This window comes from Arthrobacter sp. cf158 (genome assembly GCF_900106835.1).
Classification (GTDB): domain Bacteria; phylum Actinomycetota; class Actinomycetes; order Actinomycetales; family Micrococcaceae; genus Arthrobacter.
In genome coordinates this window covers 125,698-149,906 of sequence record NZ_FNNR01000004.1, presented here as the reverse complement: position 1 = coordinate 149,906, position 24,209 = coordinate 125,698, and the positions used below count along the sequence as shown (strand labels likewise).

The window sequence follows — 24,209 nt, the reverse complement described above, 5'->3', positions numbered from 1 at the left end:
CCGTACGAACTGGCAGGCTTCCCGCGAACCCGCGGCGCTGGAGGGTGATCTAGTCCCCCGCCGAGCCGCTCACCCGCAGTGCGTTGATGATCGCCGGGATGGACGCAATGAGCATGATCAGCGCCCACACCAGTGCCACCACCACGGTGATCAGCGCCCAAAACTGGTCCCCAATGGACACCAGCGGCCCGGGCAAGAAGCCGTGTATCAGCCCCAGGATCACTTGGAGGAGCACGGACACCACCAGCAGGACCACCAGGCCAGTGACTTTGAAGAACTTCGGCTGGCTCAGGATCAGCAGCACGGCGAAAACGATCTTGAGCACCAGCAGCAGGCCTAGGATCGCCGCAGCCTGTCCCTTGGGAAAGCTCCCCCACAGGGCCAGGTAAGCGATGGTCCCAAACGGCGCAGCCACGAACAGGCCGATCATCAGGAACAGCTTGGCGAGCGCCAGCATCGCCGTGAGGAACGCTGCAATGACCCAGAGCAGTGTCACGATCAGCGTCGCGAGCCCTTGGATCCGCCCGTACGTTCGCAGGTCCATGATGAGGCTGAGACCCAGCATCACCACGGTGAACAGCAGCAACCCGTCCAGGAACGCCAGGAATCCGATCCCGGCACCGGGCGGATCGGCATCCGCCCGCTGGGTCTTGAGGAACACGTCCAACGGCACACCCAGTTTGTCCGCCTCGGCCGCCGAAACGGGGTCGACGGCGGTCTGGCCCAGCAGGAGGGACATGCCCACCTCGGCCAGGACTACTACGGCGAAGACCACGAGTGCCGCGTAGAACAAGGGACGGCGTAGTGCATCCGGGTCAGGCCCGCTGCGGAACCCCTCACGAATGGACCACGCTGCGGCCATGGCTCAATTGTGGCACCGGGATCACAGAGCACAAGATGTCTGGTCGCTTCCAGCCCATCATTGGCTCCGCTCAACGCGGCCTGCCAGCAGTTGTTGGGCGTGACCGCGGCAAAGATGGGCCATTGCTGCGGAAGGTTTAGGTCAGGACGCCACAGCACCCCGACGCCGGAGCCGCGCCACCAGCGTGGCGGCGAGCAACGCCGTCGTGATCTCCAAGCCGATCACCAGCAACAGCCCAGCGGCGCCGGAAGTATCAACAGCGTTCGACGCCGGCCTGCCGCCGTGGGCGTGGCCGGCACCACCCGCTCCGAACAGCAGGACAGCATGCAGGGCCACCATGGCAAGGGCGGAGAGGGTCACTTGGTGGAGCGCCCCTACCCGGCTGTGGCGCCAGATGTGAACTGTGCAGGGGACGCAGACGGCCGCCAAGCCGATCATGAGGATCCCCAGCCAGGCGCTGTGGTGCCCCGAGGCCGCGAGCCAGAGGTGCACCAGGCATGAGACGGCAGTGAGCGCTGCGCAGATCCGGGGATGGAGGACAGGCCCGGCTGACCGGACCCGTCCCGCCGTCGTGGTCATTACGTGTCCCGGAGCGGTTCTAGTGGCAGTGCCCGGCGGGTTCACTGTGTTCACCGGCAGCGGCGCCGTGTTCACCGGCAGCGGCGCTGTGTTCACCGGCAGCGGCGCTGTGGCAGCTCGAACCCGAGGCATTGGCCGGCACATCCAGTACGGGGCTGCGGTCGAAGAAGCCTTCAGGGCGGAGCTTGAAGCCAACGGTGTCCACGGGCATGATCGGCCAGTCCTCCACACGCGGGAAGTGTGTCAGGCCGAAGGTGTGCCAGAGGACGATGTCCTGGCCGTCGATCTCGCGATCTTGGGCAACGTAGGCCGGCAGGCCGGCTCCGCCGGAGTGCTGGTTCACGAAGTCGCCCGTGGGGTAGCGCTCCTCGTCCGAGTAGCGGGTGACCCACACATCTTTGGTGGCGAAAGCGGCGCGCTTCGCGATGGACGACGCCGGGTCGGCCAGCAACGTGGGCTGGTTCTCGGAATGGAGTTTGTAGCCCACGGGCTCGCCCAGACGGTTCTTCGACTCCGGGTTGGAGATGATCCACGTCCTGCCCGCGCGGGCGTCTGCCTCACGGACTGCCTCCGACTCCTTGGTCAGGAGTGTGCGCTTGCGGGAGAACGCATTGCCGCGCTCGTTGCCTTCGCCCATGGCCTGGCGGACCACGTCTTCTTCCTCCACGCGGTTGGTGAAACCGTCAATGGCCATGTCCAGGCGGGCGCTGAACAGGTGCTGGTGGAAGGGCGCTCCGAGGCCCGGGGCGAGCTGGGAGATGTTGTCCGAGCCGCCTTCCGGGAACGCACTGGTGAACACGACGCCCGTGGCCTTGGCTTCGAATTCGATGGTGCCGTCCAGGTAGAGGTACCAGTAGAAGCCGTAGTCGTAGTTGCCGATGGTGGTGAAGAAGGAGATCACCAGGCGGCGGTTACGGCGGGTGTAATTGATGCCGGTCCAGAGGTCGGAGTGCTTGGACAGGATGCCCCAGTCTTCCTCGTGCATGCAGATGCCGTTGCGGATTTCGCGGGGGTTGCCGAAAGCGTCGCTGATGACCGGGCTGAGGTAAGTGATGTCACCCAGGCAGTCACAGCCCAGTTCCAGGGAGTTGGCGTATTGACCCACCAAGTATTCGCCGGTGTCGAAGTAGTTCTGCCAGGACCTGATGGGCGAAGGGTCACCGTACGGCACCACCATTTCGGCGATGGAGGCGCGGTTGATGATGGGCCTGAGCCGGTCGCCGTCCTGGAAGGCCAGGTTGTGGAGGACAACTCCTTCGCGGACGTCGAAGCCCACGTCCACGCTCCACTTTTCCCACTCGACGTGGTTGCCACCTGTGACGGTGAAGCTGGGGCCTTCCGGTTGTGTGATGCTGATGGGCTTCTGGGTGGTGCGGAGCGGGCCGGTCAGTTCAGGGTCCGTGTAGTTTCCGTGCTCTGCCGGGATGGGCATCACGCCCAGATCGATGACCTGGGTGACTTCCTTGTTGACCACATCCACATAGGCTACGAGTCCGTCCACGGGGTGGGCCCAGGCACTGTCTTCGGGGAAGTCCTGCACAAACGCGAGGCCACGAAGGATGCGCCGGCCCTTTTCGTCTTCATACTCGAAGACGCCGGCGGACAGTGGAGCAACGCGGACCTTCTCTACGTCCAGGTCCCGGGCCTCGAGCGCGGCGAGCCAGCGCTCATCGGTGGCGAGGAGTGTCTCCACAACCTCGAATTCTTCCTCCAGCACAGGGAGTTCACCGGAGACTTTGGTGTCCAGTTCTGTTGCGGAGAGGATCTCGCCGCGGGTCACCGAGACAAGGACGTCGGCGGGTGCGCCGCCGGAGATGTCGTGGAGGAAGACGCGGAAACGGCGGTCCTGCTCTGACTGGCCACGGGCTGGGTCCACCAGCCCCAAGTAGGCGATGCGTTTCTCGGCGCCAAGGTGGCCGGAGGCCTGCAGGATTCCCTGCACCTGGGAGATTTCGGCGCCCGTTGCCAGGGCGTACTGTGCTTCCTCAATGGCGGTGGCGTCGGTTGCTGTCTCAGTTGCTGTGGGCGTCATGGCTGCCTCTTGTCCGGGACCTATGATGGGTCAGGATTTATTTTCTATAGGTGTAGAGAATAACCAAAACGTAAGATGGGTCACAAGACCTGTCCGCCATTTATTTTTTCGGGAGCCCATCCAGTGCCAAAGATTGTGGACCACGATCAACGACGCCTCGAACTGGTGGACGCAACCTGGCGGATCATCGCGAAGCTTGGCATGGAGGGTGCCACCATGCGGGAAATTGCCGAGGAAGCCGGCTTCGCCAACGGCGCCCTCAAGCCCTACTTCCCCACCAAGGACCTGCTGCTCACGTCCGCGTTCGGGCACGTCTTCAACCGCACCAACCAGCGCATCGCCACGGTGACTGAGGGACTCTCAGGCGTCGCGGCCCTCCGCGCGTTCTGTGCTGAAGTCCTGCCGCTGGATGAGGAGCGTGTCAACGAGGCCCGGATCGTGATCCCGTTCTGGCAGAAGGCACTCAACGACGCTGACATGGCCGCCCTCCACAGCGAGTCCATGAGCCAGTGGCACACCACCATCACAGCTCATTGCGCAGCAGCGCGGACGGCCGGTGAGATCGCCACCCCCATCGGGGACGCCGCCGTCGCCGATCACCTGCTGAACATGATGCTCGGTGCGCAGATCGTTGTGGCGTTGTCCCCCGCCGAGCATTTCTCGCAGGACCTCGCGGGGCAGCTGGATAACTACCTCGCGCTGCTGGCTGGCTAGCTAACTCGTGGCGCCCGACGCCACCACGCCCACGCCCAACCCGGCGATCACGCCGCTGCTGACACGCTCGACGGCGGTGCTCACCTTGGGACGCTTAAGCCACCGCATCGCTTTGAACGCGACGACGGCGATCATCGAGAGATACGCGAAGGCAATGACAGCTACAACCACGCCCAGAATCAAGGACGTGCCCATGGTGTCCCCACCATGCGGGATGAACTGGGGAACCACGGCCAGGTAAAAAAGTCCCACCTTGGGGTTGAGCAGCGTGGACAGTGCGCCTGCGCCCAACGCGGAGAGCCGACTGTACGGGAGAGGCGCCTCCGCGACAGAGCCGTCCGCACCCGCTTTGGCTGCCTTGCGCGACTTGATGAACGACGAAACGCCCAAGTACAGCAAGTAGAGACCGCCTGCGATCTTGACCCAGCGGAACAATTCCGCGGACTGCTCCAGGATGGCCGCCAATCCGACGCCCACCAGAGCTGCCCACATAATCGCGCCCGCCGCGGAACCTGCCGCGGCAGCAATCCCGGCACTGGGCCGGTTGAGGGCGATGCGCAAAACCAGGAAGGTGTCCGGGCCGGGCGTTACGGACAGGACCAGGCACAGGCCTGCGAAGGCAGCTAGGGAAGCAAGAGTCACAAGGTCGATTATCAGGCAGGACGCCCGGAACCGAAAGCGTTCGCTTCCCGTCAAGGGCTGTTCGTTCAACGACAAGGCCGTCAGGGGTGACCCCGACCACACTGGAAACATCGCCGCGTGCCTCACTGGCCGCCAAGACTTACTACCCGAGCGGAGTACCAATGGAGACTTACGACGCCCTGCTGGCCTCGATCACACCAGCCAACGGCCAGAACAGCCGCACCATCCTCGATCCCGCCACGGGCGAGGCTGTGGGCCAAGCACCCGTTCACACCGTCGAGGAACTCGAAGCCGCCATCGCAGCTGCCACTGCCGCCCAGCCAGCGTGGGCTGCCTTGGGCCACGACGCCAGGTCCGCCGCGCTGATGAAGGCCGCCGACGCCGTCGAACGTTCCGCGGAAGAACTCGCCCAACTCCTCTCCCGCGAGCAGGGCAAGCCGCTGAACGGCCCCAACGCCCGCTTCGAAGTGGGCGCCTGCGCCGCTTGGCTCCGCGCCACCGCCGCCACACCGCTGGATCCTGAAACCGTGGTGGACGACGGCGAAACGCGAGCCGAACTGCACTACCGGCCCATCGGCGTCGTGGGTGCCATCGGTCCCTGGAACTGGCCCATGATGATCACCGTCTGGCAGATCGCGCCGGCATTGCGCATGGGCAACGCCGTGGTGGTCAAGCCCTCCGAATACACCCCGCTGTCCGTCCTGGCACTGGCTGCGATCATCAATGAAGAGTTGCCCGAAGGCCTGCTGTCCGTAGTCTCCGGTGGCCGCGACGTCGGCGAGGCACTGGCCTCCCACGACGCGATCGGCAAGGTCATGTTCACCGGTTCCACCGCCACGGGCAAGGCGATCATTCGCTCCTCGGCGGACACCGTCAAGCGGCTCACCCTTGAACTCGGCGGGAACGACGCCGGCATCGTGTTGCCGGACTCAGACCCCAAGGCAATTGCCGAGGGCCTGTTCTGGGGCGCTTTCATCAACACCGGCCAGACCTGCGCCGCCCTCAAGCGCCTGTACGTCCACGAGTCCCAGTACGAGGCCGTGATCTCCGAACTGACTGCCGTCGCTGCAGCCATGCCCATGGGCAACGGACTGGATGAGAACAACGTGCTGGGCCCGCTGCAGAACCGCCAGCAGTACGACATCGTGGCCCGGCTTGTTGAAGCTGCCCGCGACTCCGGCGCCCGGATCCTGATCGGTGGCAACCCCGACGCCGAAGCGCCCGGCAACTTCTACCCCACCACCCTGGTGGCCGACATCGACAACGACAACCCGTTGGTGGCCGAGGAACAGTTCGGCCCGGCGCTGCCCATCATCAAATACAGCACCGTTGACGAGGCAGTGGCCAAGGCAAACGCGCTCGACGTCGGATTGGGCGCCTCAGTTTGGTCCTCCGACCTGAGTGCCGCGCGCGAAGTCGCCTCCCGCATCCAGGCCGGAACAGTATGGATCAACAAGCACGGCGCCGTGGATCCACGCATCCCGTTCGGCGGCGCCAAGCAATCAGGCTACGGCCTCGAGTTCGGCGCCGAAGGCCTCAAGGCTTTGGGCGTCCCGCAGATCATCAACGGCTAAACCACTGTTGCGCCTTCCCAACTGACTGGCATTAGTGGTTGCTATGACTCCTCATTCCAACCACTAATGTCAGTCAGTTGGGCTGTTCGGGCGTGTGGCGAGCGCTATCGCGAGGATGATCAGGCCAGCTCCGGCGACGGCAAGGTAGTCAAGGGAGGTGTGGAACCTGGCTACGATGGCGGCGCCGACGGCCAGGACTCCCGTCCCGGCCAGGAGGGGTCGCCGCGCGCTGGCCGCCCACGCGATGACCGCGATGCCGAAGTACGGGCTGTAGTTGAAACCCAGAGCCAGGTCAGCGAAGAAGAACCCCACGGCTACAAAGCACATGAGTCCGGCAGCGCTGGTCCTGTGCGCCAATTGCCGGGAATAGACGTAGACAGTCAGGGCCGACAGCAGGCTCAACCCATGCACCGCAATCTGCCAGGGCAACGGCACTTGCCCGAGGTCTCCCATTGCGCCTGAAAGCAGGACTGCCCAGGCAAAGGTTGCCAGCGCCATCACTGTGCCTGCAAACCTTGAAATTCTGTGCTCATTGAAAGCCGTCGCGTGCTCTCGGTGCACGTTAACAGTGGTCATCGTCGGTCCCCCATCCTTGTCCTGAACCTAGAGAAGGCGGCTCCCGCTTGTCCAGTCACAGGATGGACGCGGTTGGGTCACTGGGGGCTGCGCGTGTAAGCATGAGCACCATGTCCCAGAAGATTGCGTACCAAGGTGAGCCGGGAGCCAATTCGGATCTCGCGTGCAAGGAAATGTTCCCCGATCTCGAAAGCGTTCCCTGCGCGAGCTTTGAGGACGCGTTTGAACTCGTCTCCACCGGCGAGGTCGATCTGGCTATGATTCCCATCGAGAACTCCATCGCCGGACGAGTGGCCGACATCCACGTCCTGCTTCCCCAATCCAAATTGCAGATCGTCGGAGAATACTTCCTGCCGATCCGATTCGACCTCCTGGGAATCCCGGGCAGCACCATCGAGGGCGCCACAGAGGTCCACAGCCACATCCACGCGCTGGGTCAGTGCCGCCGGATCATCCGAGAAGCCGGCCTCAAGCCTGTCATCGCCGGTGATACCGCAGGCTCTGCCCGTGAAGTCAGGGACTGGAACGATCCCCGGAAGCTATCCCTCGCCCCGCCGCTTGCCGCCCAACTGTACGGACTGGAGGTCCTGGCCTCCGGCGTCGAAGATGACCCCACCAACACCACGCGCTTCGTTGTCCTGGCCCGTGAACGTGAGCTTCCCACGAAGGAAGAACTTCCGGGTCCCGCGATCACCAGCTTCGTCTTCCGGGTCCGCAACGTCCCGTCCGCCCTCTACAAGGCCCTCGGGGGTTTTGCGACCAACGGGCTCAACATGACCAGGTTGGAGAGCTACATGGTGGGCGACGAGTTTGCCGCCACGATGTTCCTTTCCGACGTCGAAGGCCACCCTGAAGACGCACGACTCCGCCGAGCACTGGAGGAGCTGGAGTTCTTCACCACCGAGGTGCGGGTCCTCGGCGTTTACGCCGCAGATGGGTATCGCGAGCGGAACACCGTCAGCGCCTGACGTTTCAGTCTCCCGCCACCTGCGGTGCGTCTCTGAGTACAGGATTGCGTGAATACATCCAAATCTGTACTTTGGTCATATGGAGACACTCACCCATGCGCCAGTGTTGGCCCGCTTTGGCTACGCCGTCTCAGACCCCACCCGCGCGCAAGTTCTGCTTGCCCTCGCTGAGTCGCCGTCGTACCCGTCTGACTTGGCAGACTCTGTTGGGGTGTCGCGTCAAAGCATGTCCAATCATCTGACCTGCCTGCGCGGTTGTGGTTTGGTGGTTGCCATTCCTGACGGTCGGCGGACGCGTTATGAATTGGCCGACGCCCGATTGGGCCACGCGATCAAAGACCTGCTGGGGGTGGTGTTGGCCGTGGATCCTGCCTGCTGCGCGCCGGACGGGACCTGCCTGGCATGAACACCCCCTTGCTCTTACTGACAGCGGATCGCCGGCTCGTCCTCATGCGTCGCATCCGGCTGTTCGCCGCCGCGACCATCACCTACAACGTCGTCGAAGCGGTCGCAGCACTCTGGGCTGGTGGCGTTGCGGACTCTTCAGCACTGATTGGTTTTGGGCTGGACTCTGTTGTGGAAGTCGCTTCCGCGGTGGCCTTGTCCTGGCAGTTCTCCGCCAAGGATCCCGAACGTCGCGAACACCTGACACTGCGCATCATCGCGATCTCGTTCTTCGCACTGGCAGCGTTCGTCACTGTGGATGCAGTCCGATCACTCACTGGTGGCGGCGAGGCCCAGCAGTCCACTCCCGGCATTGTGATAGCGGCTTTGAGCCTTGCGATCATGCCGGCCCTGTCCTACTTCCAACGCCGGGCGGGCAGGGAACTTGGCTCCAAAACCGCAGTGGCGGACTCCAAGCAGACACTGCTCTGCACGTACCTCTCCGGCGTGCTGTTGCTCGGCCTGATACTGAACAGCACTCTGGGGTGGTGGTGGGCCGATGCCGGCGCTGCACTGGTGATCGCCGCCATCGCCGTCCGTGAAGGCGTGAACGCCTGGCGAGGCGACGTTTGCTGCACAGTGCCCAGCGCGGGTACCCCGCACCATGCAGTTGCGGCAGATGACTGCTGCCAGCACTAAAACAAACACCCCGTCGATTCGACGCAGCCACCCACCGCTACCAGGAAAGTAATCAGCCCCGATGACACAAGCACCACCACGCCCCCAGCCCGTCGACACCGCAAAGAAAGTACGCACCATCGTGTGGATCCTGATCGCGGCGGTTGTTGCAGCGGGGGCCATCTGGTTCGCGATTTTCACGGCTACAAAACCAGCTCCCAGCTCCGCTGCGCCGGCGGGCGGAGCACAGTTGGTCCGCGAAGACAGTCACCGGATCACCACCCCCACCACGGAAAAGGCGCAGCTGGTGGAGTTCCTCGACTTCGAATGCGAGTCCTGCCGCGCCGCTTACCCGTTAGTGGAGGATCTGAAGAAGGAATACGGGGACCGGATCACGTTTGTCCAGCGCTACTTCCCCCTCCCCGGACACAGAAACTCCGGAACTGCCGCGCTGGCCGTTGAAGCCGCGGCGCAACAGGGCAAATACGAGGCGATGGTGGCCAAGTTGTTTGATACACAGCCTCAGTGGGGCGAAAAGTCAGACTCCCAGGCAGCAACCTTCCGAATTTACGCACAGGAACTCGGCCTGGACATGGCGCAATATGATGCAAGCGTCGCGGACGAAAAAACCCAGGCACGAATCCGGAAAGACGCCACTGACGGCAACGCACTTGGCGTCACCGGCACCCCGACGTTCTTCCTCGATGGCAAGAAACTCACCTTAAACACAGAGGAACAATTCCGCCAGCTGCTGGACGAAGCCGCCAAATAGGGGCTTCTCCGGGCTGGTGGATCAAGACTGGCCGGATAGCGTCAGGGTAATAAGCACGATGTTCAGTCCGACGATCAACGTGGCGCTGGTCCAGCCAGCGACTTTCAATGCCGTGGAATCCGCGTGAATACCCATCACGTCCCGCTTGCCGGTAAGACGGATCAGCGGGATCAAGGCGAAGGGGATGCCGAAGCTCAGAAGCACCTGGCTCAGGACCAAAGCCAGGGTCGGCTCGATGCCCGCACCCAGGATGATCAAGGCCGGAATGAGCGTGATAACCCGGCGCATCAGCAGCGGGATGCGGACTTTTAGCAGCCCACCCATGATGGTGGCTCCGGCGTAGCAGCCTACCGAGGTTGAGGCCAGGCCGGAGGCAAGCAAACCGATGGCGAAGATGACACCTATGGCCGGACCCAGCGCCGACGTCACTGCTGCGTGTGCGCCCGCGATCGTGTCCGTTCCCTCGATGCCCCGCAGGCTGGAGGCGGCAAGCAACAGCATCGAAATATTCACCACGCCGGCCAACAACAGGGCGCCCGCGACGTCCAAGCGTGTTGCTCGGATCAGCCGGGTCCGAACGGCAGGGTCCTCCGAAAAACCGTGACGATCACGGGCCAAGGCGGAATGGAGGTATATCGCATGGGGCATCACGGTAGCCCCAAGCATGCTCGCAGCCAGCAGGACAGTGTCCGTACCCTCGAAGCGGGGCACCAAACCTGCCAAGGCACTTCCAGCATCCGGCGGGTTAACGAACAACCCCGACACAAATCCGATGGCAATGACGCCCAGGAGCACAAGGATCGCGTACTCGAAGGACCGCTGCCCGCGTTGTGACTGCAGGGCCAGGAGCAACATGGACGCCACGCCAATGATGACTCCCCCGGCAAGCAGCGGAAGCCCGAAAAGCAGGTTCAGTGCCACAGCACCACCAATGACCTCGGCCATGTCCGTGGCGCCCGCAACGATCTCAGCCTGCGCCCAGTAGAGGCGCCGCCGCTTAGTGCCCAGCCGCTTCCCCAGAATTTCCGGGAGGCTCATTCCCGTGGCCAGGCCCAATTTGGCCGATTGATACTGCACAAGAACAGCCATGGCATTGGCCACCACCAGCACCCAGACAAGCAGATACCCGTAATTGGCACCGGCAGTGAGGTTCGCCGCTACGTTGCCCGGATCTACATAGGCAATGGCGGCTACGAATGCCGGGCCCAGCAGAAGGAGCCGGGACCACGCCTTGCGGGGCGCACGACGGGTTTCGAGTGTTGGCGCAGCCATGGTCATCCTCATCATCGGGGCATTCTGCTATGAGGATAGCGGAAAGTTAGGCATGCCGAAAACTACTCTTTAGGTGCACCGACCGTTCAAGATAGGTTCGGGCGCGCGCAGGCCTTAGCCTGAACGGCCATGTGTCAATCCCGTGGGAATACCGATCAGCACCGGCTCGGGAGTTGCGCAGCACCCCTCCGCCGCCTCCACCAGCCCAGGTACTTCACAGCTGGAGACGGCGTCGACTGAGCACACACCTGTTTCGGGGAGCTCAAGGTGAACGGCGTCTGCCGCCGCGTAGTCCCTCGCGAGTGCCGCAGTGACTGACCGGACCTGTTCATAGCCCGTTGCCAGCAAAAAGGTAGGCGCGCGCCCGTACGACTTCATGCCAACGATGTAGAAGTCCTTTTCCGGATGGGCGAGCACTTTGGCACCATGGGGTGGGACGGTGCCGCAAGAATGGAACTCGGGGTCAATGAGCGGACCGAGTTCTGCCGGAGCTTCGACGGCGGGGTCCAGATCAAGGCGGAGCTCGCTGAACATGGTGAGATCAGGGCGGAAGCCCGTACAAGGCACGACGACGTCCGTCACCAAGGTGCGCGCGTCGCCGGAAGTTACGGTGACGCCTCGCTCGGAGTCTGTCAGCTTGCTGATACCGAAACCCGTGTGCAGTTCTATCCGGCCTGCGTCCACTAGCCGGCGAAGCCTGGATCCGAGCTGTCCGCGTGCAGGCAGACCATCCGCATCACCGCCGCCGTAGACCTTGTCCGGAGAATCTCCCCGCACAGCCCACAGGATGCGCGTATCCGGTTCCTGTTTCGCAAGCTCCGAAAGACTGATCAATGTGTTGGCCGCAGAGTGCCCTGCTCCGACCACCAAGACGCGCCGGCCAGCGAAGGTAGCGCGGTCCCGCCCGGCAACGTCCGGCAACGGTGAGGAGATCCTGCGCGCTGCCTGTTCTTCTCCTATTGCCGGCAGACCGGACGTTCCCAGGGGATTTCGGGTGGACCACGTGCCGGAGGCGTCGATGACTGCTGACACCGTGTAATCGCGCAATTCCCCGGTAGATTGCTCAACGCGAACAATAAAGGGTGTTGTATCCCTGTGGCGCACATGGGTCTTATCCATGCCCTGACGGGTGACGGCCAGGACCCGGGCGTTCGTGTGGAGCCGGGAAGCGAGCTCCGGTGTTGCTGCCAAGGGAGCCAGATAGTGATTGATGATTTCCCCGCCGTAAGGCAAAGCCGTCAGCCGAGGCGACTCCCAGCCTGCCGGCGTGAGCAATCGGACTGCTGCGGCGTCGAGGTTGAAGCGCCACGGAGAGAACAACCGGATGTGGCGCCACTGCTCCATGGCGGCACCCGCGGTGGGGCCGGCTTCGAAGATCGTCGGCTCCAGTCCGCGTTCGAGCAGGTGGGCTGCTGCGGCTAATCCGATAGGGCCCGCGCCGATGATGGCCACGGGAAGGTTGTCATTCATGGTTACTCGTTCCTCCGCTGGGAAATTCCTGGAAGTAAGTGGGCAATTCTCAGAAGTGGGTGGGCTCTTCGACCAATGCGGTTGCAATGCTGTCTGCATCGTCCAAGGCAGCCAGATACCGCTCGGCGTCCAGGGCAGCCGAGCATCCTGTGCCCGCCGCTGTAATGGCCTGGCGGTAGCGGTGATCCACGGCGTCGCCGCACGCGAAGACACCGGAGAGGTTGGTCATAGTGGTTGGCGAGGCCACCTTGATATAGCCCTCGGCATCGAGGTCAATCTGGCCTTCAAGCAGTTCCGTTCGAGGCACATGACCGATTGCCACGAAGATTCCGGTTGCTGCCTGCTCCCGCGCTTCGCCGGTCCGGGTGTCCTTGAGCGTCACACCGGTGACCTTGGTGTCTCCGTGGATGGCCGTGATGGCAGAATTCCAAGCGAACGTGATCTTGGGATTGTCCTTGGCACGCTGGGCCATGATGCGGGAAGCGCGGAGCTCGCCCTTACGCACCACCACGGTGACGGACTTTCCGAATCGCGTCAGGAATGTCGCTTCCTCCATTGCGGAGTCTCCGCCGCCCACCACAATGATGTCCTGCTCGCGGAAGAAGAAGCCGTCGCAGGTGGCACACCAAGACACGCCATGCCCGCTAAGTTTCTTCTCTTCCGGCAGCCCGAGCTCCTTATAGGCGGAGCCCGTGGCGAGAATAACTGCAGGAGCCTCGTGAGTCTCGCCTGCTCCGGTGACCACCCGCTTGAAGTGACCTTTCAGATCAACCTCTGTGACGTCGTCGAACACTATGTGGGCACCGAATTTCTCGGCCTGTTCCTGGAGCCCGTCCATCAGCTCCGGGCCTTGTATCCCGCCGGGGAACCCGGGAAAGTTCTCCACTTCCGTGGTGTTCATGAGGGCGCCGCCGGCAGTAACTGAGCCGGCCAGAACCAACGGGTTCAACCCCGCGCGGGCTGCATAGATGGCCGCTGTGTAGCCGGCAGGGCCGGACCCGATGATGATGAGTTGTTCGTTGCTCATGGGACTCGCTCCTGGTGGTCGAATTATTTGGCAGCAGGGGTCAACGATGCGATCAGGTTCTCGATGCGTATTTTGATGTCGTCGCGAATGGGCCTGACAGCGTCAACTCCCTGTCCGGCGGGATCTTCAAGGACCCAGTCCTCGTAGCGCTTGCCGGGGAAGTAGGGGCATTCGTCACCGCAGCCCATGGTGATGACCACGTCCGATTCCTTGACGGCCTCTGTAGTGAGGACTTTGGGGATCTCGGCCGACATATCGATACCCACTTCAGCCATGGCTTCGACAGCAGCGGGATTGACCTTGTCCGCGGGCTGGGAGCCAGCAGACCGAACCTCGATGGCACCTTGGGAGAGAGTGGTAAGGAACGCAGCGGCCATCTGCGAGCGCCCTGCGTTGTGGACACAGACGAAAAGGACGGAAGGCTTCTTTACGGAATCGGTGGTCATGAATTTCCTCGAAGGTCAGGCAGCTATATGGGTGCGGGTGAAATAGCGCTTGCGTGCCCAGAGGGCTACATACACAAGTGCAACAAGGACGGGTACTTCAATCAAGGGTCCAACAACACCAGCCAAGGCCTGACCTGACGTGACACCGAAGGTTCCGATCGCTACAGCGATGGCAAGCTCGAAGTTGTTGCCCGCAGCGGTAAACGCCAAAGTCGTGGTCTTGGCGTACCCCAGATTCAGCAAGCGGCCAATGAACATTCCGGCACTGAAGACGACAACGAAGTAGACCAACAACGGCAAAGCGATGCGAAGGACGTCCATCGGCTTGGACATGATGGTCCCGCCTTGGAGCGCAAACAGGAGCGTGATGGTGAAAAGGAGTCCGTAGAGCGCCCAGGGACCAATCCTTGGCAGGAAGTTCTTCTCGTACCATTGGCGACCATTGGCTTTCTCACCGATGACGCGGGTGAGCAGGCCAGCGAGCAGCGGAATGCCCAGGAAGATCAGCACCGAGAGCGTTATGGCCCGGAAGGAGAAGTCGGCGGCCGTGGTGGGAAGTCCCAGGAGGGATGGGAGCCACTGGAGGTAGAACCAGCCCAAAGCCCCGAAGGCGATCACTTGGAAGACGGAATTGATGAACACCAGAACGGCGGCAGACTCACGGTCCCCACAGGCGAGGTCGTTCCAGATCATGACCATGGCGATGCAGCGGGCCAAGCCCACAATAATCAGTCCGGTCCTGTACTCCGGCAGGTCAGGGATGAACACCCAGGCAAGGGCGAACATGAAAGCCGGAGCCAGCACCCAATTGATGACCAAGGACGTAACCAGCAGCTTTCGATCAGCCAGCACACGGTTCGCTTGGTCGTACCGCACCTTGGCCAGGACCGGATACATCATCACCAGAAGGCCAATGGCGATAGGCAAGGAGACTTCGCCGATCTTCACGGCCTCCAGCGCGGTATTCAGGCCGGGAATCAAGCTGCCCAGCAGCAGACCCAGCGCCATTGCCGCGATGATCCACACCGGCAGGAACCGGTCCATGGCCGGGAGTTTCCCAGCGGCGTCATGGCTGGCGGCACTCCGCCGAGCCGGGGTTTGCGTTGGGGTGCTCACTGAACTCCAGACTGTGTTGTGGTGTTGAAAAAGCCCATACATTGATGAACTTCGATATGAGTATGTCCGGCTATATCGATGATTGTCAATGTGTGTGCATAATGGATCCATGAACTCCGCGGAAACACTTGAGCCGACAGCTGTGGACGCAGAAGTGTGCTGCGAGCCGTCAGGGCAACCATCACTCGATGACTACGAGGCACAGCTCAGGGCATCGGTGTTCAAAGCCTTGGCAGATCCCAACCGCCTGCGCCTGTTGTCCATCGTCAAGGGATCCGAAGGGGGCGAGGCATGCGTGTGCGATCTCACCCAGCCCCTGAACCTCGGGCAGCCGACGGTATCGCATCACCTGAGAATCCTGGTCGACGCCGGACTCCTCCACCGTGAGAAGCGCGGCACGTGGGCGTACTACTCATTGGTCCCTGGCGCCATAGAGCGAACCACCGGCCTTTTGGCGAGCTTGTGACCAGCCAGGCCGCAACCAGTTCACGCCCCAGTGACGCCAAAGGTGTCCGGATCCGGCCCATGACGACGCAGGACTGGCCCACCGTCAGGGAGATCTTCACCGCGGGGATCGAAACCGGACACGCTACTTTCGAAGCCGCCGCACCGGGCTGGGAGCACTTCGACTCCACCCGCCTCAAAGAGCACCGGTTGGTAGCTGAAAAGGAGGGCAGGGTGCTGGGCTGGACCGCGGTATCGCCGGTGTCCTCGCGTGCCGCCTACTCGGGCGTCGTGGAGCATTCCATCTACGTCGCGGGGGAAGCCCAGGGTCTCGGTGTCGGCAAGAGCCTTCTCCGGTCACTCATCGCCTCCACCGAGAATGCGGGTATTTGGACTATCCAAGCCAGCGTTTTTCCGGAGAATGCGGCCAGCCTCCGGCTCCATGAGGCAGAAGGATTCAGCGTCGTAGGCCACCGGAACCGCATCGCCCGCATGCCGCACGGGCCGCTCGCCGGACAGTGGAGGGATACTGTCCTGATTGAGCGCCGATCTCCCGCAGTGGACTGAGTCCCGAAATGACCACCCTGCCAGGCCCCGCCAGCTGGACCGCACCAGGCAAGGGCGTGTGGGCAAGGAATTTTCGGCTGGGTGAGTGGCTCCCGGACCCGATGACACCGCTGTTCGCAGACTGGCTCCTCCCCCGGATTGAGACCGGATTCCTCGACGGCATGGAGGAAGATGTTCGGGTGCGTGTGCCGTTCAGATACGGCGCAGTAAATGGTTGGTATTTCAATTCTCCGCCCATTCCCAAACCGAGGACCGTGGTGCCGCTGATACTTCGCAGCCGGGGTCGGCTGCCGTGGTTCCTGGTCAACGTCATTCTCAGAACCTCCAGCAACCCGGCCGCTGCCCACCGGACGGTTCTCCATGCGCTGGAGGTGAAGTGGCGGGAACAGTTACTGCCCACGTACCGGAACATCGTGAGCGACGCAGAGCGGGAAGTCGGGACGGCTTCGCCCGCCAGGCTTGTCGGATTGGTGGACGCCATCAGTCGGCAGGCCGGGATCCACCTATGGTCCCTGGCCGTTGTGGGCGGGTCTGCCTGGAAAATGGAATCTGCGCTGGCCGGCTTTTGGCGCAAGGAACTGGCCAGACCCCTCAGCGGGATCCCCGAAAGTCGACTCGGCCATCAAGTGCTCCTCCGGGGCTTGACTGGAACCCCCGCAGAACCGTGTCCACATGCCGTCTATTCCCTCGACTGGTACCACCCGATTGCCAGTGAGGTGGGAGGGGCCGGCCTAACAGTGGCCGAGGAGTCCGGGCCCGACGTGGCTTCAGCCCTGAATGAGCAACGGTCCCAGGCCGAAGCCGCAGCCCGCAGTGTGCTGTTTGACTCCCCGGGGACGCTGACGCGTTTCGACTCCCTCCTCACCATGACCCGGTATTACGCTGCCGTGCGGGAGGAACAAGCCCAGCATCTGAGCCTGGGGTGGCCGATCCTTCGCCGTTGCGCCCAAAGGCTGGGTGAGCACCTCGTCTCCACCGGTGCCATCGCAGATTCCCAGGACATCCACTTCCTCACCCTGGACGAGATGTTGGGCGGGGTCCACCACCAGGGACGGGACTACCGCGCACAGATTGACCATCGCCGCACCATCTGGCATGACCAACGGAGGTTGAATGCACCCCTGATCATTGGTGAGCCGGTGAGGTTTGGAGGCGAACCGGGACGGATCGGAAGCGACCCTGTGGCAAACGCTGTGGAGGCGGCCAGAACTTCTTTCGAGTATCCAGAGAACGCCATCATCGGCCATCCGGCCAGCACCGGGCGCGCCAGCGGCAAGGTGCGCGTGCTGGAAAGGCTGGAGGACGCAAGCAGCTTCCAAGCAGGCGAAATCCTGGTTGCCCGCTCCACCGCTCCGGCATGGACTCCGCTCTTCGCCAGGGCAGCCGCTGTGGTCACGGACGGCGGAACCCTCGCGGCACATGCCTCCATCGTTGCCCGCGAGTATGGAATCCCCGCGGTGGTGGGGACGCGCGACGCAACCCGACGCCTGCATACCGGTCAACACGTGACCGTGGATGGTGGCGCGGGCTACGTCGACACAGGCACCCCGCAGGGCTGAGGATTACCGCCCCACCGAGGCCTCTTCCTCCTCGCGCGGCGCCACCGGGGCCGCAGAGGACCCACGCCCCAGCTTGCTCGGCCACCAGATTTTGCTTCCGATGTCATACGCCAGCGCAGGTACCAGCAGCGAGCGCACCAGCACGGTGTCCAGAAGCACACCGAATGCCACAATGAACGCGAGCTGGACCAGGAACATGATGGGAATGACGCCCAGGGCTGCGAACGTGGCGGCAAGAACCACGCCGGCGGAGGTGATGACGCCGCCGGTGACAGCCAATCCGCGCAGGATCCCTGGCCGCGTTCCATGCTTCAGCGACTCTTCACGAACCCGGCTCATCAGGAAGATGTTGTAGTCCACGCCCAAGGCCACCAGGAACACGAAACCGAACAGGGGCACAGTGGCATCCGCGCCGGAGAATCCGAAGACCCCGTTGAACACCCATGCGGAGACACCCATCGCCGCCCCGTAGGACAGGACCACGGACAGCACCAGCAGCACCGGTGCCACCACTGAGCGCAGCAGGAGCATCAGGATGAAGAGAATCACCACCAGCACAATGGGGATGATCACCACCAAGTCGCGTTGTGCGGTGGTGTTCGTGTCCAGCGCGGTCGCCGTCACTCCACCAACCAACGCCCCGGAATCCACGTCGCGTACAGCCAGCCGTAAGGACTTCACCGCTTCCTCGGCCTCAATCGAGTCCGCCGCAGAATTCAGGGTGGCATTGATGAGCACCTTGCCATCGCGTACGGCCGGCTCAGCGGGAGTTCCTGGAGCACCCGTGATGGGCACATTGCCTTCAGCCAACAGGTAGGCGTCCCCTACGCCGTCGGCAGTTTTGACCTTGTCCAGAACCTGCTGCGCGGCACCTTGGGAGGCGACCACGACGGCGGGGCTGCCGCTGCCGGCATCGAAGTGGCGCGCCAACGCGTCCTGGCCGTCCACGGCGTCGGATTGGGAGAGGATGACGTCCGTTTGCGGGACGCCGTTGGCTTTCAACTGCAGGACTCCGGCGGATGCCACCAGAAGCAGCAGGACAGACGCTACCCAGACAACGCGCGGCCGCTTGGATACCAGAGTCCCGATGCCGCGCCACAGACCCTTTTGCCCTTCAAGTCCGGTGACAAGCTCGGGTTCGCGTTCGTCGTCGGGCAGCAGCTTGGGCCGGAATGGCCAGAAGGCTGCACGGCCCAGCAGCGCCATGAGCGCGGGCAAGAGCGTGAGGGCCGCGAAGAGGGAGCAGAGGATACCGGCCGCAGCCACAGGGCCCAGCGCCTTGTTGGAGTTCAGGTCGGAGAACAGCAGGCAGAGCAGCGCGATGATGACCGTCGCGCCCGAGGCGAGGATCGGCTCGAATGAGGCTTTCCACGCCGTCATGGCGGCCTGTGTGCGGTTGGTGGTGTGAGTGAGGGCCTCACGGAACCGCGCCACGTACAGCAGCGCATAGTCGGTGGCCGCGCCAATCACCAGGATGGACAGGATGCCCTGGCTTTGGCCGTTCAGCTGGATCCACCCCAACTTCGCCATCCCGAACACCAGCAGAATGGCCGCACACAGGGCGAAGACGGAGGTGAACAGCACCGCCAATGGCAGCACCACGGAGCGGTAGACCAGCAACAGGATCAGGAACACTGCGCCCAAGGCAACAAGCAACAGGATGCCGTCAATTCCGCCGAACGCATTGACCAGGTCCGCGGTCAGGCCTGCAGGGCCCGTCACGAAGGCGTTCATGCCGTCCGGAGCGCCTGGCTGGACGACGTCGCGCAGTTCCTGGACTTTCGCCCGCAACTCATCGGAGGACGCCATGGGAACGATGAACTGGACGGCCTTGCCGTCTTCGGATGGGATAGGCCCGACGACGGCGCTCCCCAGCTTGAGTGCCTCAATGTCGGCTTTCAGCTGGGCTGCTTCGCCCAGTTGTGCCGGGGTGAAGGCGGCATCGTTCTCCACAATCACCACGGCCGGAATCTCGTCGGAATCCCGGAACTTGGCCTGCCAGTCACCGGCTTCCGTTGCTTCGGCACCGGCGGGAAGGAAGGACGCTTGGTCGTTGGAGGAGACTTCGTCCAGGCGCCCGAACGTTGGGCCACCAATTCCTGCGATGCCCAGCCAGGTGATGACCAGCACCACGGGCACCAGCCAGCGCAGCCAGAACGGTACTTTCTGCGGGTTCATGAGTCCTTCTTCAGTGGGGAAGCGTGAGGTCTTTATTCCACCATAGATTATCTCTATCATGGAACTATTCCAAGAGTGAGTGGATACTGATGCCGGATTCCCCGGCTGCTGGGAGTAATATCCGGAAGGCAGTAAACACAAGACCACGCTGGCAGGAGGGCGGACATGTCGGACCCAACAGCCCCGCGACCTGACATCAGCGGCCCTCCATCCAGCCAGCCCGGATCCGGCCGCCCCCAGACTGCCGCTCCCCAGGAGCTGGTGCGGCTCCTCCAGGACTTCACGCTCGAAGCCAACCACTACGTGGACGCAGCCGGCGGCCGGAACGACATGCACCGCACGGACCTCAATGCCCTCGCGGTGATCATGCGCCATTCCGCTGCTGGCAGGGTGGTCACGCCGGGCGTCCTGCGCACCGAACTCCGGTTGAGCTCCCCCGCCACCACAGCTTTGGTTGACCGGCTGCATGCCTCCGGGCACGTGGTCCGCGAACGCCTGGGCACGGACCGTCGGCAGGTCCAGCTGCAGATGACACCCAAGGCATACCGCGACGGAAGTGCCATGTTCATGCCGCTCGCCATCCGCATGGGCCAGGCCATGGCCGCTTACAGCGCCGAGGAACTGGAGCTTGTCACACGGTTCATGACCGACATGGTGGAAGCCACCCTCGCCGCGCGTGAAGAAGCCTCACACAAGAGCGACTGACGGCGCTCCGCCTAAATCCACGTTCCAAGTTGTAGCGTTTCCCTATGAACGCGCAGCAGCCTGAAGATGTCTACACCCACGGACACCACGAGTCGGTTGTCCGGGCCCACGCCTCACGGACGGCCGAGAATTCGGCCGCGTTTGTCATACCTCATCTCACCCCCGGAATATCAGTCCTCGACGTCGGCTGCGGACCAGGCAGTATCACGTGCGACTTCGCGGGGATGGTTGCGCCCGGGCATGTGATCGGCTTGGACCGCTCGCCGGACATCGTTGCGCAGGCCACGGAGCTGGCCACCGAGCGTGGCGTGGACAATGTGTCCTTCCAAACCGGCAATATCTACGATCTTGACTTCGAAGACGAGTCCTTCGACCTTGTTCACGCCCACCAGGTCCTGCAACACCTCACCGACCCCGTGGCTGCACTGCGTGAGATGCGCCGCGTGGCCAAGCCCGGTGCCATCGTGGCTGTGCGTGACGCAGATTTCCACGGCATGAGCTGGTACCCCGAGGTCCCGGAACTCGATGACTGGATGGAGCTCTACCAGAAGATCGCGCGCCGCAACGGAGCAGAACCCGACGCCGGCCGCCGCCTGGTCTCCTGGGCCCAGCAGGCAGGATTTACCCAGGTGGCTCCCACCAGCAGCAACTGGCTCTACGCCACCGCCCAGCAACGTGCGTGGCAGTCCAGGGTGTGGAGCGAGCGGGTGTTGCACTCCGCCTTCGCCGAGCAGGCGTTGGAGTACGGCTTCGCCAACGAGGCCGACCTCGCCCGTATAGCCGCCGGCTGGCACCGTTGGGGAGCCACCGATGACGGCTTCTTCCTCATTCCCAACGGCGAGGTGATCGCCCGGGCCTGAGGTCTTCAAAGAGGGGCCTGAACTTTTCAAAGAAAGTTTGCCCCACCATGTAGAAATGCCAGCCGCAGTTCCGACCCATGAGTGAAAGCACCCACAAAGGGCGCTCCTCATAAGGAGTTTGAGATGAAATACATGATCATGATGTTCGGATCGGCCGAGGGCATGATGGAGACCGCAGACCCCGCATGGATCCAGGAAATGATTGGGTTCATGATCCAAATCGACAAGGACCTCACTGAGTCCGGCGAGATGGTGTTCAATGCGGGCCTGGCCGACGGCAGCACCGCCAAGCTGGTCAAGCAGACCCCGGACGGCGTCATCACCACTGACGGCCCCTTCGCCGAATCCAAGGAGTCCCTGGTGGGTTACTGGGTGGTGGACGTGGCCAGTGAGGAACGCGCCGTGGAGATTTGTTCAAGCATCGTGAAGTACGCGCAGGTGGTTGAGCTCCGCGCCGTCCAGGAAGCTCCACCGGAGGTTTAGCTGGATTCGTCGCCTACCGCACGTTTAGAGGACCTGCTGCGCACCTTGGCGCCGCAGGTCCTCGGCGTGCTGGCGCGCAATCACGGCCAATTCGATGCGTGCGAGGATGCCGTCCAGGAAGCCCTCCTCGAAGCTTCCCAACGGTGGCCAACCGCGTTGCCGGACAACCCACGAGCATGGCTGCTGGCCGTCGCCAACCGCCGCTTGGTGGATTTTTATCGAAGCGAAAGCGCACGACGAGCACGGGAGGAACGTGTTGCGTCAACAGACTTTCAGTACAGCTCCGTTTCAGAAGCGGACGACACCCTCACCCTGATGTTCCTGTGCTGCCATCCTGCGCTCTCCGCGCCATCACAACTCGCGTTAACGCTCCGGGCAGTTGGAGGACTCACGACGGCGGAAATTGCCTCCGCCTTCCTGGTCCCCGAAGCCACCATGGGACAGCGCATCAGCCGCGCCAAACAAGGGATCCAGAAAGCAGGAGCCACGTTCAGCATGCCGCCGGCTTCCGAGCGGAAGGCGAGGCTCGGCGTCGTACTTCACGTCCTGTACCTGATCTTCAACGAAGGCTATGCCGCGAGCTCGGGGCCGTCGCTGCAGCGTGAGGAGCTCACCACCGAAGCCATCCGGCTGGCGCGCCTGTTGGTGGCCGCTGCGCCACGCGAGCTGGAGGCCACCGGGCTGCTGTCGTTGATGCTGCTCACGGATTCCCGCCGTTCCGCCCGGGCGCTGGCGGACGGAATGCCGGTGCCGCTGGCGGATCAGGACCGGAGTTTGTGGAACAGGGAGCAGATCTCGGAGGGTATCGGGCTGCTGTCCTCCGTCCTCGGGCGGGGTGCCGCCGGGCCGTATCAACTTCAGGCGGCCATCGCTGCCGTGCATGCGGAAGCGCCGTCTGCTGCCCAGACCGACTGGCCGCAGATCCTGGCCCTCTACACGGTCCTTGAGGCCGTGGCTCCCAGTCCTGTGGTCACGCTGAATCGCGCGGTTGCCGTGGCCATGGTGCACGGGCCCGCTGCGGGGCTTGAGTTGTTGGCCGGGCTTGATTCTGCACTCGGGAAATCGCATCGTCTGGACGCTGTGCGTGGGCACCTTCATGAAATGGCGGGCTCCTTGGTGGAGGCGCGCGCCGCCTACCTCGCCGCCGCCAAAAAGACAGGAAGCTTGCAGGAGCGGCGGTACTTGATGGGTAAAGTGGCGGGGCTCGACGAGCTGGGGTCTTCCTGACCTTCTTTCCTCGCTACCCGTCAAAAGTCAACAGATATGGATCCATTGGCAGGACTAGTGGGTCCAAAGAAGGTCACAGCCCCTTGCTGCCTCAATAATGTCGGCGCCTCGTCTTAGGTTTGCTCCTAATAGAAAACCGATGATCTCGTCAGACGAAGGTCTTTGAGGCAACACCGAAGGAGCGGGAAATGTCATCCCTTGATTCTCAAATTCTCTGGACCATCGCCACAATTTTTGTAATCCTGGCTGCAACGGCCGGCCTTCTTGGGTTTACGGTGGCGTTCGTCCGGAACGTCTTCCTTAGTTCGCCTACAGCGAGCGACCCATGGCGGTTCTACCCAAAGTTGAAATTGCGGTGGGCCAAATCTGTGAGAGGCTCCCTGCCGAGAATCGTTCGAGATCAACGCGAACTCATTCTGGATCTGAAAACCAACACTTCCACAGCCGCAGGACTCGCCGCTTGGGGCTTTGGAGCTCTCACCTTCTTCGTCCCGGCGCTTATGCTCTTTTGGAAATTTGAAGCAATTCGAACATGGATAGTTTTCATTTACTGCGTAGTTTTGGCTGTAGGCTTTGGCGCATTTTGTACTTTTCTCACCTTCCATATACCCCAACGACTGTCTCCGAAACGGCGTCTGTTGGACGCCGGACTGCGCCTAGCCCACCAAGCCCGCGTGCATTCGCCTCGCTCGTCGGCCAAGGATCGACGAAGCATCTCGTCGTCCGGCCGGGTATTCCTCGACTCAGCTCGACAACTGGGTATTCCTGAAGGCGATCGCAGTCTTCGGAGAATTTCCCGTCATCTTGCAGTGGGGAAACCCAGAAGCTATTCGAAAATCAACCGCCAAGTCGCGGAAAGCGCCGAGAGACTTATCCGGCAGGTATATGAGGGAGAGTTTGAAGACATCTCGAGCCCCAGGGCAGGTGCTCTCCTCTCGGCCGAGATTCGGCGCAGAATGGCTGCCCTCTCCTCCCTTCCAGTAGTTGTCGTGATAGTCGGCGCGGTCGTGGGCTGGATGCTGACAAACGTGAAATTGAACCCTTGAACGAACGACCACGGGTGGGCACCCCGGA

25 protein-coding genes are annotated in these 24,209 nt (G+C 62.7%); 14 read left to right on the top strand and 11 right to left on the bottom strand.

The annotated features are described in order from the left end of the window. Positions 1-49: 49 nt before the first annotated feature. The 3 genes from BLW08_RS09515 to BLW08_RS09505 all read right to left on the bottom strand — a co-directional run bounded on the left by BLW08_RS09515 (position 50) and on the right by BLW08_RS09505 (position 3,473). Positions 50-862 carry a hypothetical protein gene (locus BLW08_RS09515; RefSeq protein ID WP_090822921.1) on the bottom strand — a complete coding sequence of 271 codons (813 nt, stop codon included), beginning with the start codon at positions 860-862 and terminating at the stop codon, positions 50-52. Between the two features lie 141 nt (positions 863-1,003). Further along, the gene (locus BLW08_RS09510) at positions 1,004-1,441 is read right to left on the bottom strand and encodes a hypothetical protein (RefSeq protein WP_090822919.1); all 438 of its coding nucleotides are present in this window, start codon (positions 1,439-1,441) and stop codon (positions 1,004-1,006) included. A gap of 19 nt (positions 1,442-1,460) precedes the next feature. Then, positions 1,461-3,473: a primary-amine oxidase gene (locus BLW08_RS09505; RefSeq protein WP_091324689.1), complete on the bottom strand. Its 2,013-nt coding sequence runs from the start codon at positions 3,471-3,473 to the stop codon at positions 1,461-1,463. A gap of 123 nt (positions 3,474-3,596) precedes the next feature. Between BLW08_RS09505 and BLW08_RS09500 the strand changes: the two genes are divergently transcribed. Further along, the gene (locus BLW08_RS09500; RefSeq protein WP_091324688.1) at positions 3,597-4,187 is read left to right on the top strand and encodes a TetR/AcrR family transcriptional regulator; all 591 of its coding nucleotides are present in this window, start codon (positions 3,597-3,599) and stop codon (positions 4,185-4,187) included. Here the strand turns inward: BLW08_RS09500 and BLW08_RS09495 are convergent, their stop codons facing one another. Then, the gene (locus tag BLW08_RS09495) at positions 4,188-4,829 is read right to left on the bottom strand and encodes a LysE family translocator (RefSeq protein ID WP_091325069.1); all 642 of its coding nucleotides are present in this window, start codon (positions 4,827-4,829) and stop codon (positions 4,188-4,190) included. A gap of 161 nt (positions 4,830-4,990) precedes the next feature. Between BLW08_RS09495 and BLW08_RS09490 the strand changes: the two genes are divergently transcribed. Continuing rightward, positions 4,991-6,403 (top strand): aldehyde dehydrogenase family protein, encoded by a 1,413-nt coding sequence (locus BLW08_RS09490; protein WP_091324686.1) that lies wholly within the window; start codon positions 4,991-4,993, stop codon positions 6,401-6,403. A 69-nt stretch (positions 6,404-6,472) separates the two neighbouring features. Here the strand turns inward: BLW08_RS09490 and BLW08_RS09485 are convergent, their stop codons facing one another. Then, a complete protein-coding gene (locus tag BLW08_RS09485; protein WP_139244869.1) occupies positions 6,473-6,979 on the bottom strand; it encodes a hypothetical protein in 507 nt (168 codons plus the stop codon). Between the two features lie 110 nt (positions 6,980-7,089). On the opposite strand from BLW08_RS09485, the gene BLW08_RS09480 reads away from it, so the two are divergent. From BLW08_RS09480 to BLW08_RS09465, 4 genes are all read left to right on the top strand, one after another. After that, positions 7,090-7,947, top strand: a complete 858-nt coding sequence (locus BLW08_RS09480) for a prephenate dehydratase (protein WP_090822909.1) — start codon at positions 7,090-7,092, stop codon at positions 7,945-7,947. 79 nt (positions 7,948-8,026) lie between these two features. Further along, the gene (locus tag BLW08_RS09475; RefSeq protein ID WP_090822907.1) at positions 8,027-8,353 is read left to right on the top strand and encodes an ArsR/SmtB family transcription factor; all 327 of its coding nucleotides are present in this window, start codon (positions 8,027-8,029) and stop codon (positions 8,351-8,353) included. Further along, positions 8,350-9,030, top strand: coding sequence for a cation diffusion facilitator family transporter (locus BLW08_RS09470; RefSeq protein ID WP_091324682.1), 681 nt, complete (start codon positions 8,350-8,352; stop codon positions 9,028-9,030). Before BLW08_RS09475 ends, BLW08_RS09470 begins: the two co-directional genes overlap by 4 nt. Positions 9,031-9,091: 61 nt before the next feature. After that, positions 9,092-9,781 (top strand): DsbA family protein, encoded by a 690-nt coding sequence (locus BLW08_RS09465; protein ID WP_091324681.1) that lies wholly within the window; start codon positions 9,092-9,094, stop codon positions 9,779-9,781. A 21-nt stretch (positions 9,782-9,802) separates the two neighbouring features. Here the strand turns inward: BLW08_RS09465 and BLW08_RS09460 are convergent, their stop codons facing one another. The 5 genes from BLW08_RS09460 to arsB all read right to left on the bottom strand — a co-directional run bounded on the left by BLW08_RS09460 (position 9,803) and on the right by arsB (position 15,040). Beyond that, positions 9,803-11,053, bottom strand: coding sequence for an Nramp family divalent metal transporter (locus tag BLW08_RS09460; RefSeq protein WP_091325068.1), 1,251 nt, complete (start codon positions 11,051-11,053; stop codon positions 9,803-9,805). A 114-nt stretch (positions 11,054-11,167) separates the two neighbouring features. Then, on the bottom strand, positions 11,168-12,523 hold the full coding sequence (locus BLW08_RS09455; protein WP_091324679.1) for an FAD-dependent oxidoreductase: 1,356 nt from the start codon (positions 12,521-12,523) through the stop codon (positions 11,168-11,170). A 49-nt stretch (positions 12,524-12,572) separates the two neighbouring features. Then, positions 12,573-13,550 carry a thioredoxin-disulfide reductase gene (gene trxB / locus BLW08_RS09450; RefSeq protein ID WP_091324677.1) on the bottom strand — a complete coding sequence of 326 codons (978 nt, stop codon included), beginning with the start codon at positions 13,548-13,550 and terminating at the stop codon, positions 12,573-12,575. 23 nt (positions 13,551-13,573) lie between these two features. Continuing rightward, entirely contained in the window at positions 13,574-13,996 is a 423-nt protein-coding gene (locus tag BLW08_RS09445; RefSeq protein ID WP_090822897.1) for an arsenate reductase ArsC, read from the bottom strand. 15 nt (positions 13,997-14,011) lie between these two features. Continuing rightward, positions 14,012-15,040: an ACR3 family arsenite efflux transporter gene (gene arsB / locus BLW08_RS09440; protein WP_091324676.1), complete on the bottom strand. Its 1,029-nt coding sequence runs from the start codon at positions 15,038-15,040 to the stop codon at positions 14,012-14,014. A gap of 181 nt (positions 15,041-15,221) precedes the next feature. Between arsB and BLW08_RS09435 the strand changes: the two genes are divergently transcribed. Genes BLW08_RS09435 through BLW08_RS09425 form a run of 3 tightly spaced genes read left to right on the top strand, consistent with a single transcriptional unit; the run spans position 15,222 to position 17,682 of the window. Next, positions 15,222-15,578, top strand: a complete 357-nt coding sequence (locus tag BLW08_RS09435; RefSeq protein ID WP_091324674.1) for an ArsR/SmtB family transcription factor — start codon at positions 15,222-15,224, stop codon at positions 15,576-15,578. A gap of 59 nt (positions 15,579-15,637) precedes the next feature. After that, positions 15,638-16,123, top strand: coding sequence for a GNAT family N-acetyltransferase (locus BLW08_RS09430; protein ID WP_091325067.1), 486 nt, complete (start codon positions 15,638-15,640; stop codon positions 16,121-16,123). A gap of 8 nt (positions 16,124-16,131) precedes the next feature. After that, on the top strand, positions 16,132-17,682 hold the full coding sequence (locus BLW08_RS09425; RefSeq protein WP_091324672.1) for a PEP-utilizing enzyme: 1,551 nt from the start codon (positions 16,132-16,134) through the stop codon (positions 17,680-17,682). A 3-nt stretch (positions 17,683-17,685) separates the two neighbouring features. Here BLW08_RS09425 and BLW08_RS09420 read toward each other — a convergent pair whose 3' ends face one another. Then, on the bottom strand, positions 17,686-19,860 hold the full coding sequence (locus tag BLW08_RS09420) for an MMPL family transporter (protein WP_091324670.1): 2,175 nt from the start codon (positions 19,858-19,860) through the stop codon (positions 17,686-17,688). A gap of 165 nt (positions 19,861-20,025) precedes the next feature. Between BLW08_RS09420 and BLW08_RS09415 the strand changes: the two genes are divergently transcribed. From BLW08_RS09415 to BLW08_RS09395, 5 genes are all read left to right on the top strand, one after another. Further along, positions 20,026-20,565, top strand: a complete 540-nt coding sequence (locus tag BLW08_RS09415; RefSeq protein WP_090822887.1) for a MarR family winged helix-turn-helix transcriptional regulator — start codon at positions 20,026-20,028, stop codon at positions 20,563-20,565. A gap of 44 nt (positions 20,566-20,609) precedes the next feature. Next, a complete protein-coding gene (locus tag BLW08_RS09410) occupies positions 20,610-21,425 on the top strand; it encodes a methyltransferase domain-containing protein (RefSeq protein ID WP_091324668.1) in 816 nt (271 codons plus the stop codon). 123 nt (positions 21,426-21,548) lie between these two features. Further along, complete coding sequence (locus BLW08_RS09405) at positions 21,549-21,908, top strand: YciI family protein (RefSeq protein WP_026543372.1); 360 nt, start codon at positions 21,549-21,551, stop codon at positions 21,906-21,908. Continuing rightward, a complete protein-coding gene (locus BLW08_RS09400) occupies positions 21,909-23,135 on the top strand; it encodes an RNA polymerase sigma factor (RefSeq protein ID WP_175538654.1) in 1,227 nt (408 codons plus the stop codon). 188 nt (positions 23,136-23,323) lie between these two features. Then, complete coding sequence (locus BLW08_RS09395; protein WP_091324665.1) at positions 23,324-24,181, top strand: hypothetical protein; 858 nt, start codon at positions 23,324-23,326, stop codon at positions 24,179-24,181. The last annotated feature ends 28 nt before the right edge of the window (positions 24,182-24,209 follow it).

Coding starts and splice junctions, on each gene's coding strand:
- BLW08_RS09455 (WP_091324679.1), bottom strand. CDS start 12,523: ATGAATGACAACCTTCCCGTGGCCATCATCGGCGCGGGCCCTATCGGA.
- BLW08_RS09395 (WP_091324665.1), top strand. CDS start 23,324: ATGTCATCCCTTGATTCTCAAATTCTCTGGACCATCGCCACAATTTTT.
- BLW08_RS09425 (WP_091324672.1), top strand. CDS start 16,132: ATGACCACCCTGCCAGGCCCCGCCAGCTGGACCGCACCAGGCAAGGGC.
- BLW08_RS09470 (WP_091324682.1), top strand. CDS start 8,350: ATGAACACCCCCTTGCTCTTACTGACAGCGGATCGCCGGCTCGTCCTC.
- BLW08_RS09515 (WP_090822921.1), bottom strand. CDS start 862: ATGGCCGCAGCGTGGTCCATTCGTGAGGGGTTCCGCAGCGGGCCTGAC.
- BLW08_RS09420 (WP_091324670.1), bottom strand. CDS start 19,860: ATGAACCCGCAGAAAGTACCGTTCTGGCTGCGCTGGCTGGTGCCCGTG.
- BLW08_RS09510 (WP_090822919.1), bottom strand. CDS start 1,441: ATGACCACGACGGCGGGACGGGTCCGGTCAGCCGGGCCTGTCCTCCAT.
- BLW08_RS09490 (WP_091324686.1), top strand. CDS start 4,991: ATGGAGACTTACGACGCCCTGCTGGCCTCGATCACACCAGCCAACGGC.
- BLW08_RS09405 (WP_026543372.1), top strand. CDS start 21,549: ATGAAATACATGATCATGATGTTCGGATCGGCCGAGGGCATGATGGAG.
- trxB (WP_091324677.1), bottom strand. CDS start 13,550: ATGAGCAACGAACAACTCATCATCATCGGGTCCGGCCCTGCCGGCTAC.
- BLW08_RS09430 (WP_091325067.1), top strand. CDS start 15,638: ATGACGACGCAGGACTGGCCCACCGTCAGGGAGATCTTCACCGCGGGG.
- BLW08_RS09445 (WP_090822897.1), bottom strand. CDS start 13,996: ATGACCACCGATTCCGTAAAGAAGCCTTCCGTCCTTTTCGTCTGTGTC.
- BLW08_RS09475 (WP_090822907.1), top strand. CDS start 8,027: ATGGAGACACTCACCCATGCGCCAGTGTTGGCCCGCTTTGGCTACGCC.
- BLW08_RS09410 (WP_091324668.1), top strand. CDS start 20,610: ATGAACGCGCAGCAGCCTGAAGATGTCTACACCCACGGACACCACGAG.
- BLW08_RS09485 (WP_139244869.1), bottom strand. CDS start 6,979: ATGACCACTGTTAACGTGCACCGAGAGCACGCGACGGCTTTCAATGAG.
- BLW08_RS09480 (WP_090822909.1), top strand. CDS start 7,090: ATGTCCCAGAAGATTGCGTACCAAGGTGAGCCGGGAGCCAATTCGGAT.
- BLW08_RS09460 (WP_091325068.1), bottom strand. CDS start 11,053: ATGGCTGCGCCAACACTCGAAACCCGTCGTGCGCCCCGCAAGGCGTGG.
- BLW08_RS09505 (WP_091324689.1), bottom strand. CDS start 3,473: ATGACGCCCACAGCAACTGAGACAGCAACCGACGCCACCGCCATTGAG.
- BLW08_RS09415 (WP_090822887.1), top strand. CDS start 20,026: ATGTCGGACCCAACAGCCCCGCGACCTGACATCAGCGGCCCTCCATCC.
- BLW08_RS09465 (WP_091324681.1), top strand. CDS start 9,092: ATGACACAAGCACCACCACGCCCCCAGCCCGTCGACACCGCAAAGAAA.
- arsB (WP_091324676.1), bottom strand. CDS start 15,040: ATGGACCGGTTCCTGCCGGTGTGGATCATCGCGGCAATGGCGCTGGGT.
- BLW08_RS09435 (WP_091324674.1), top strand. CDS start 15,222: ATGAACTCCGCGGAAACACTTGAGCCGACAGCTGTGGACGCAGAAGTG.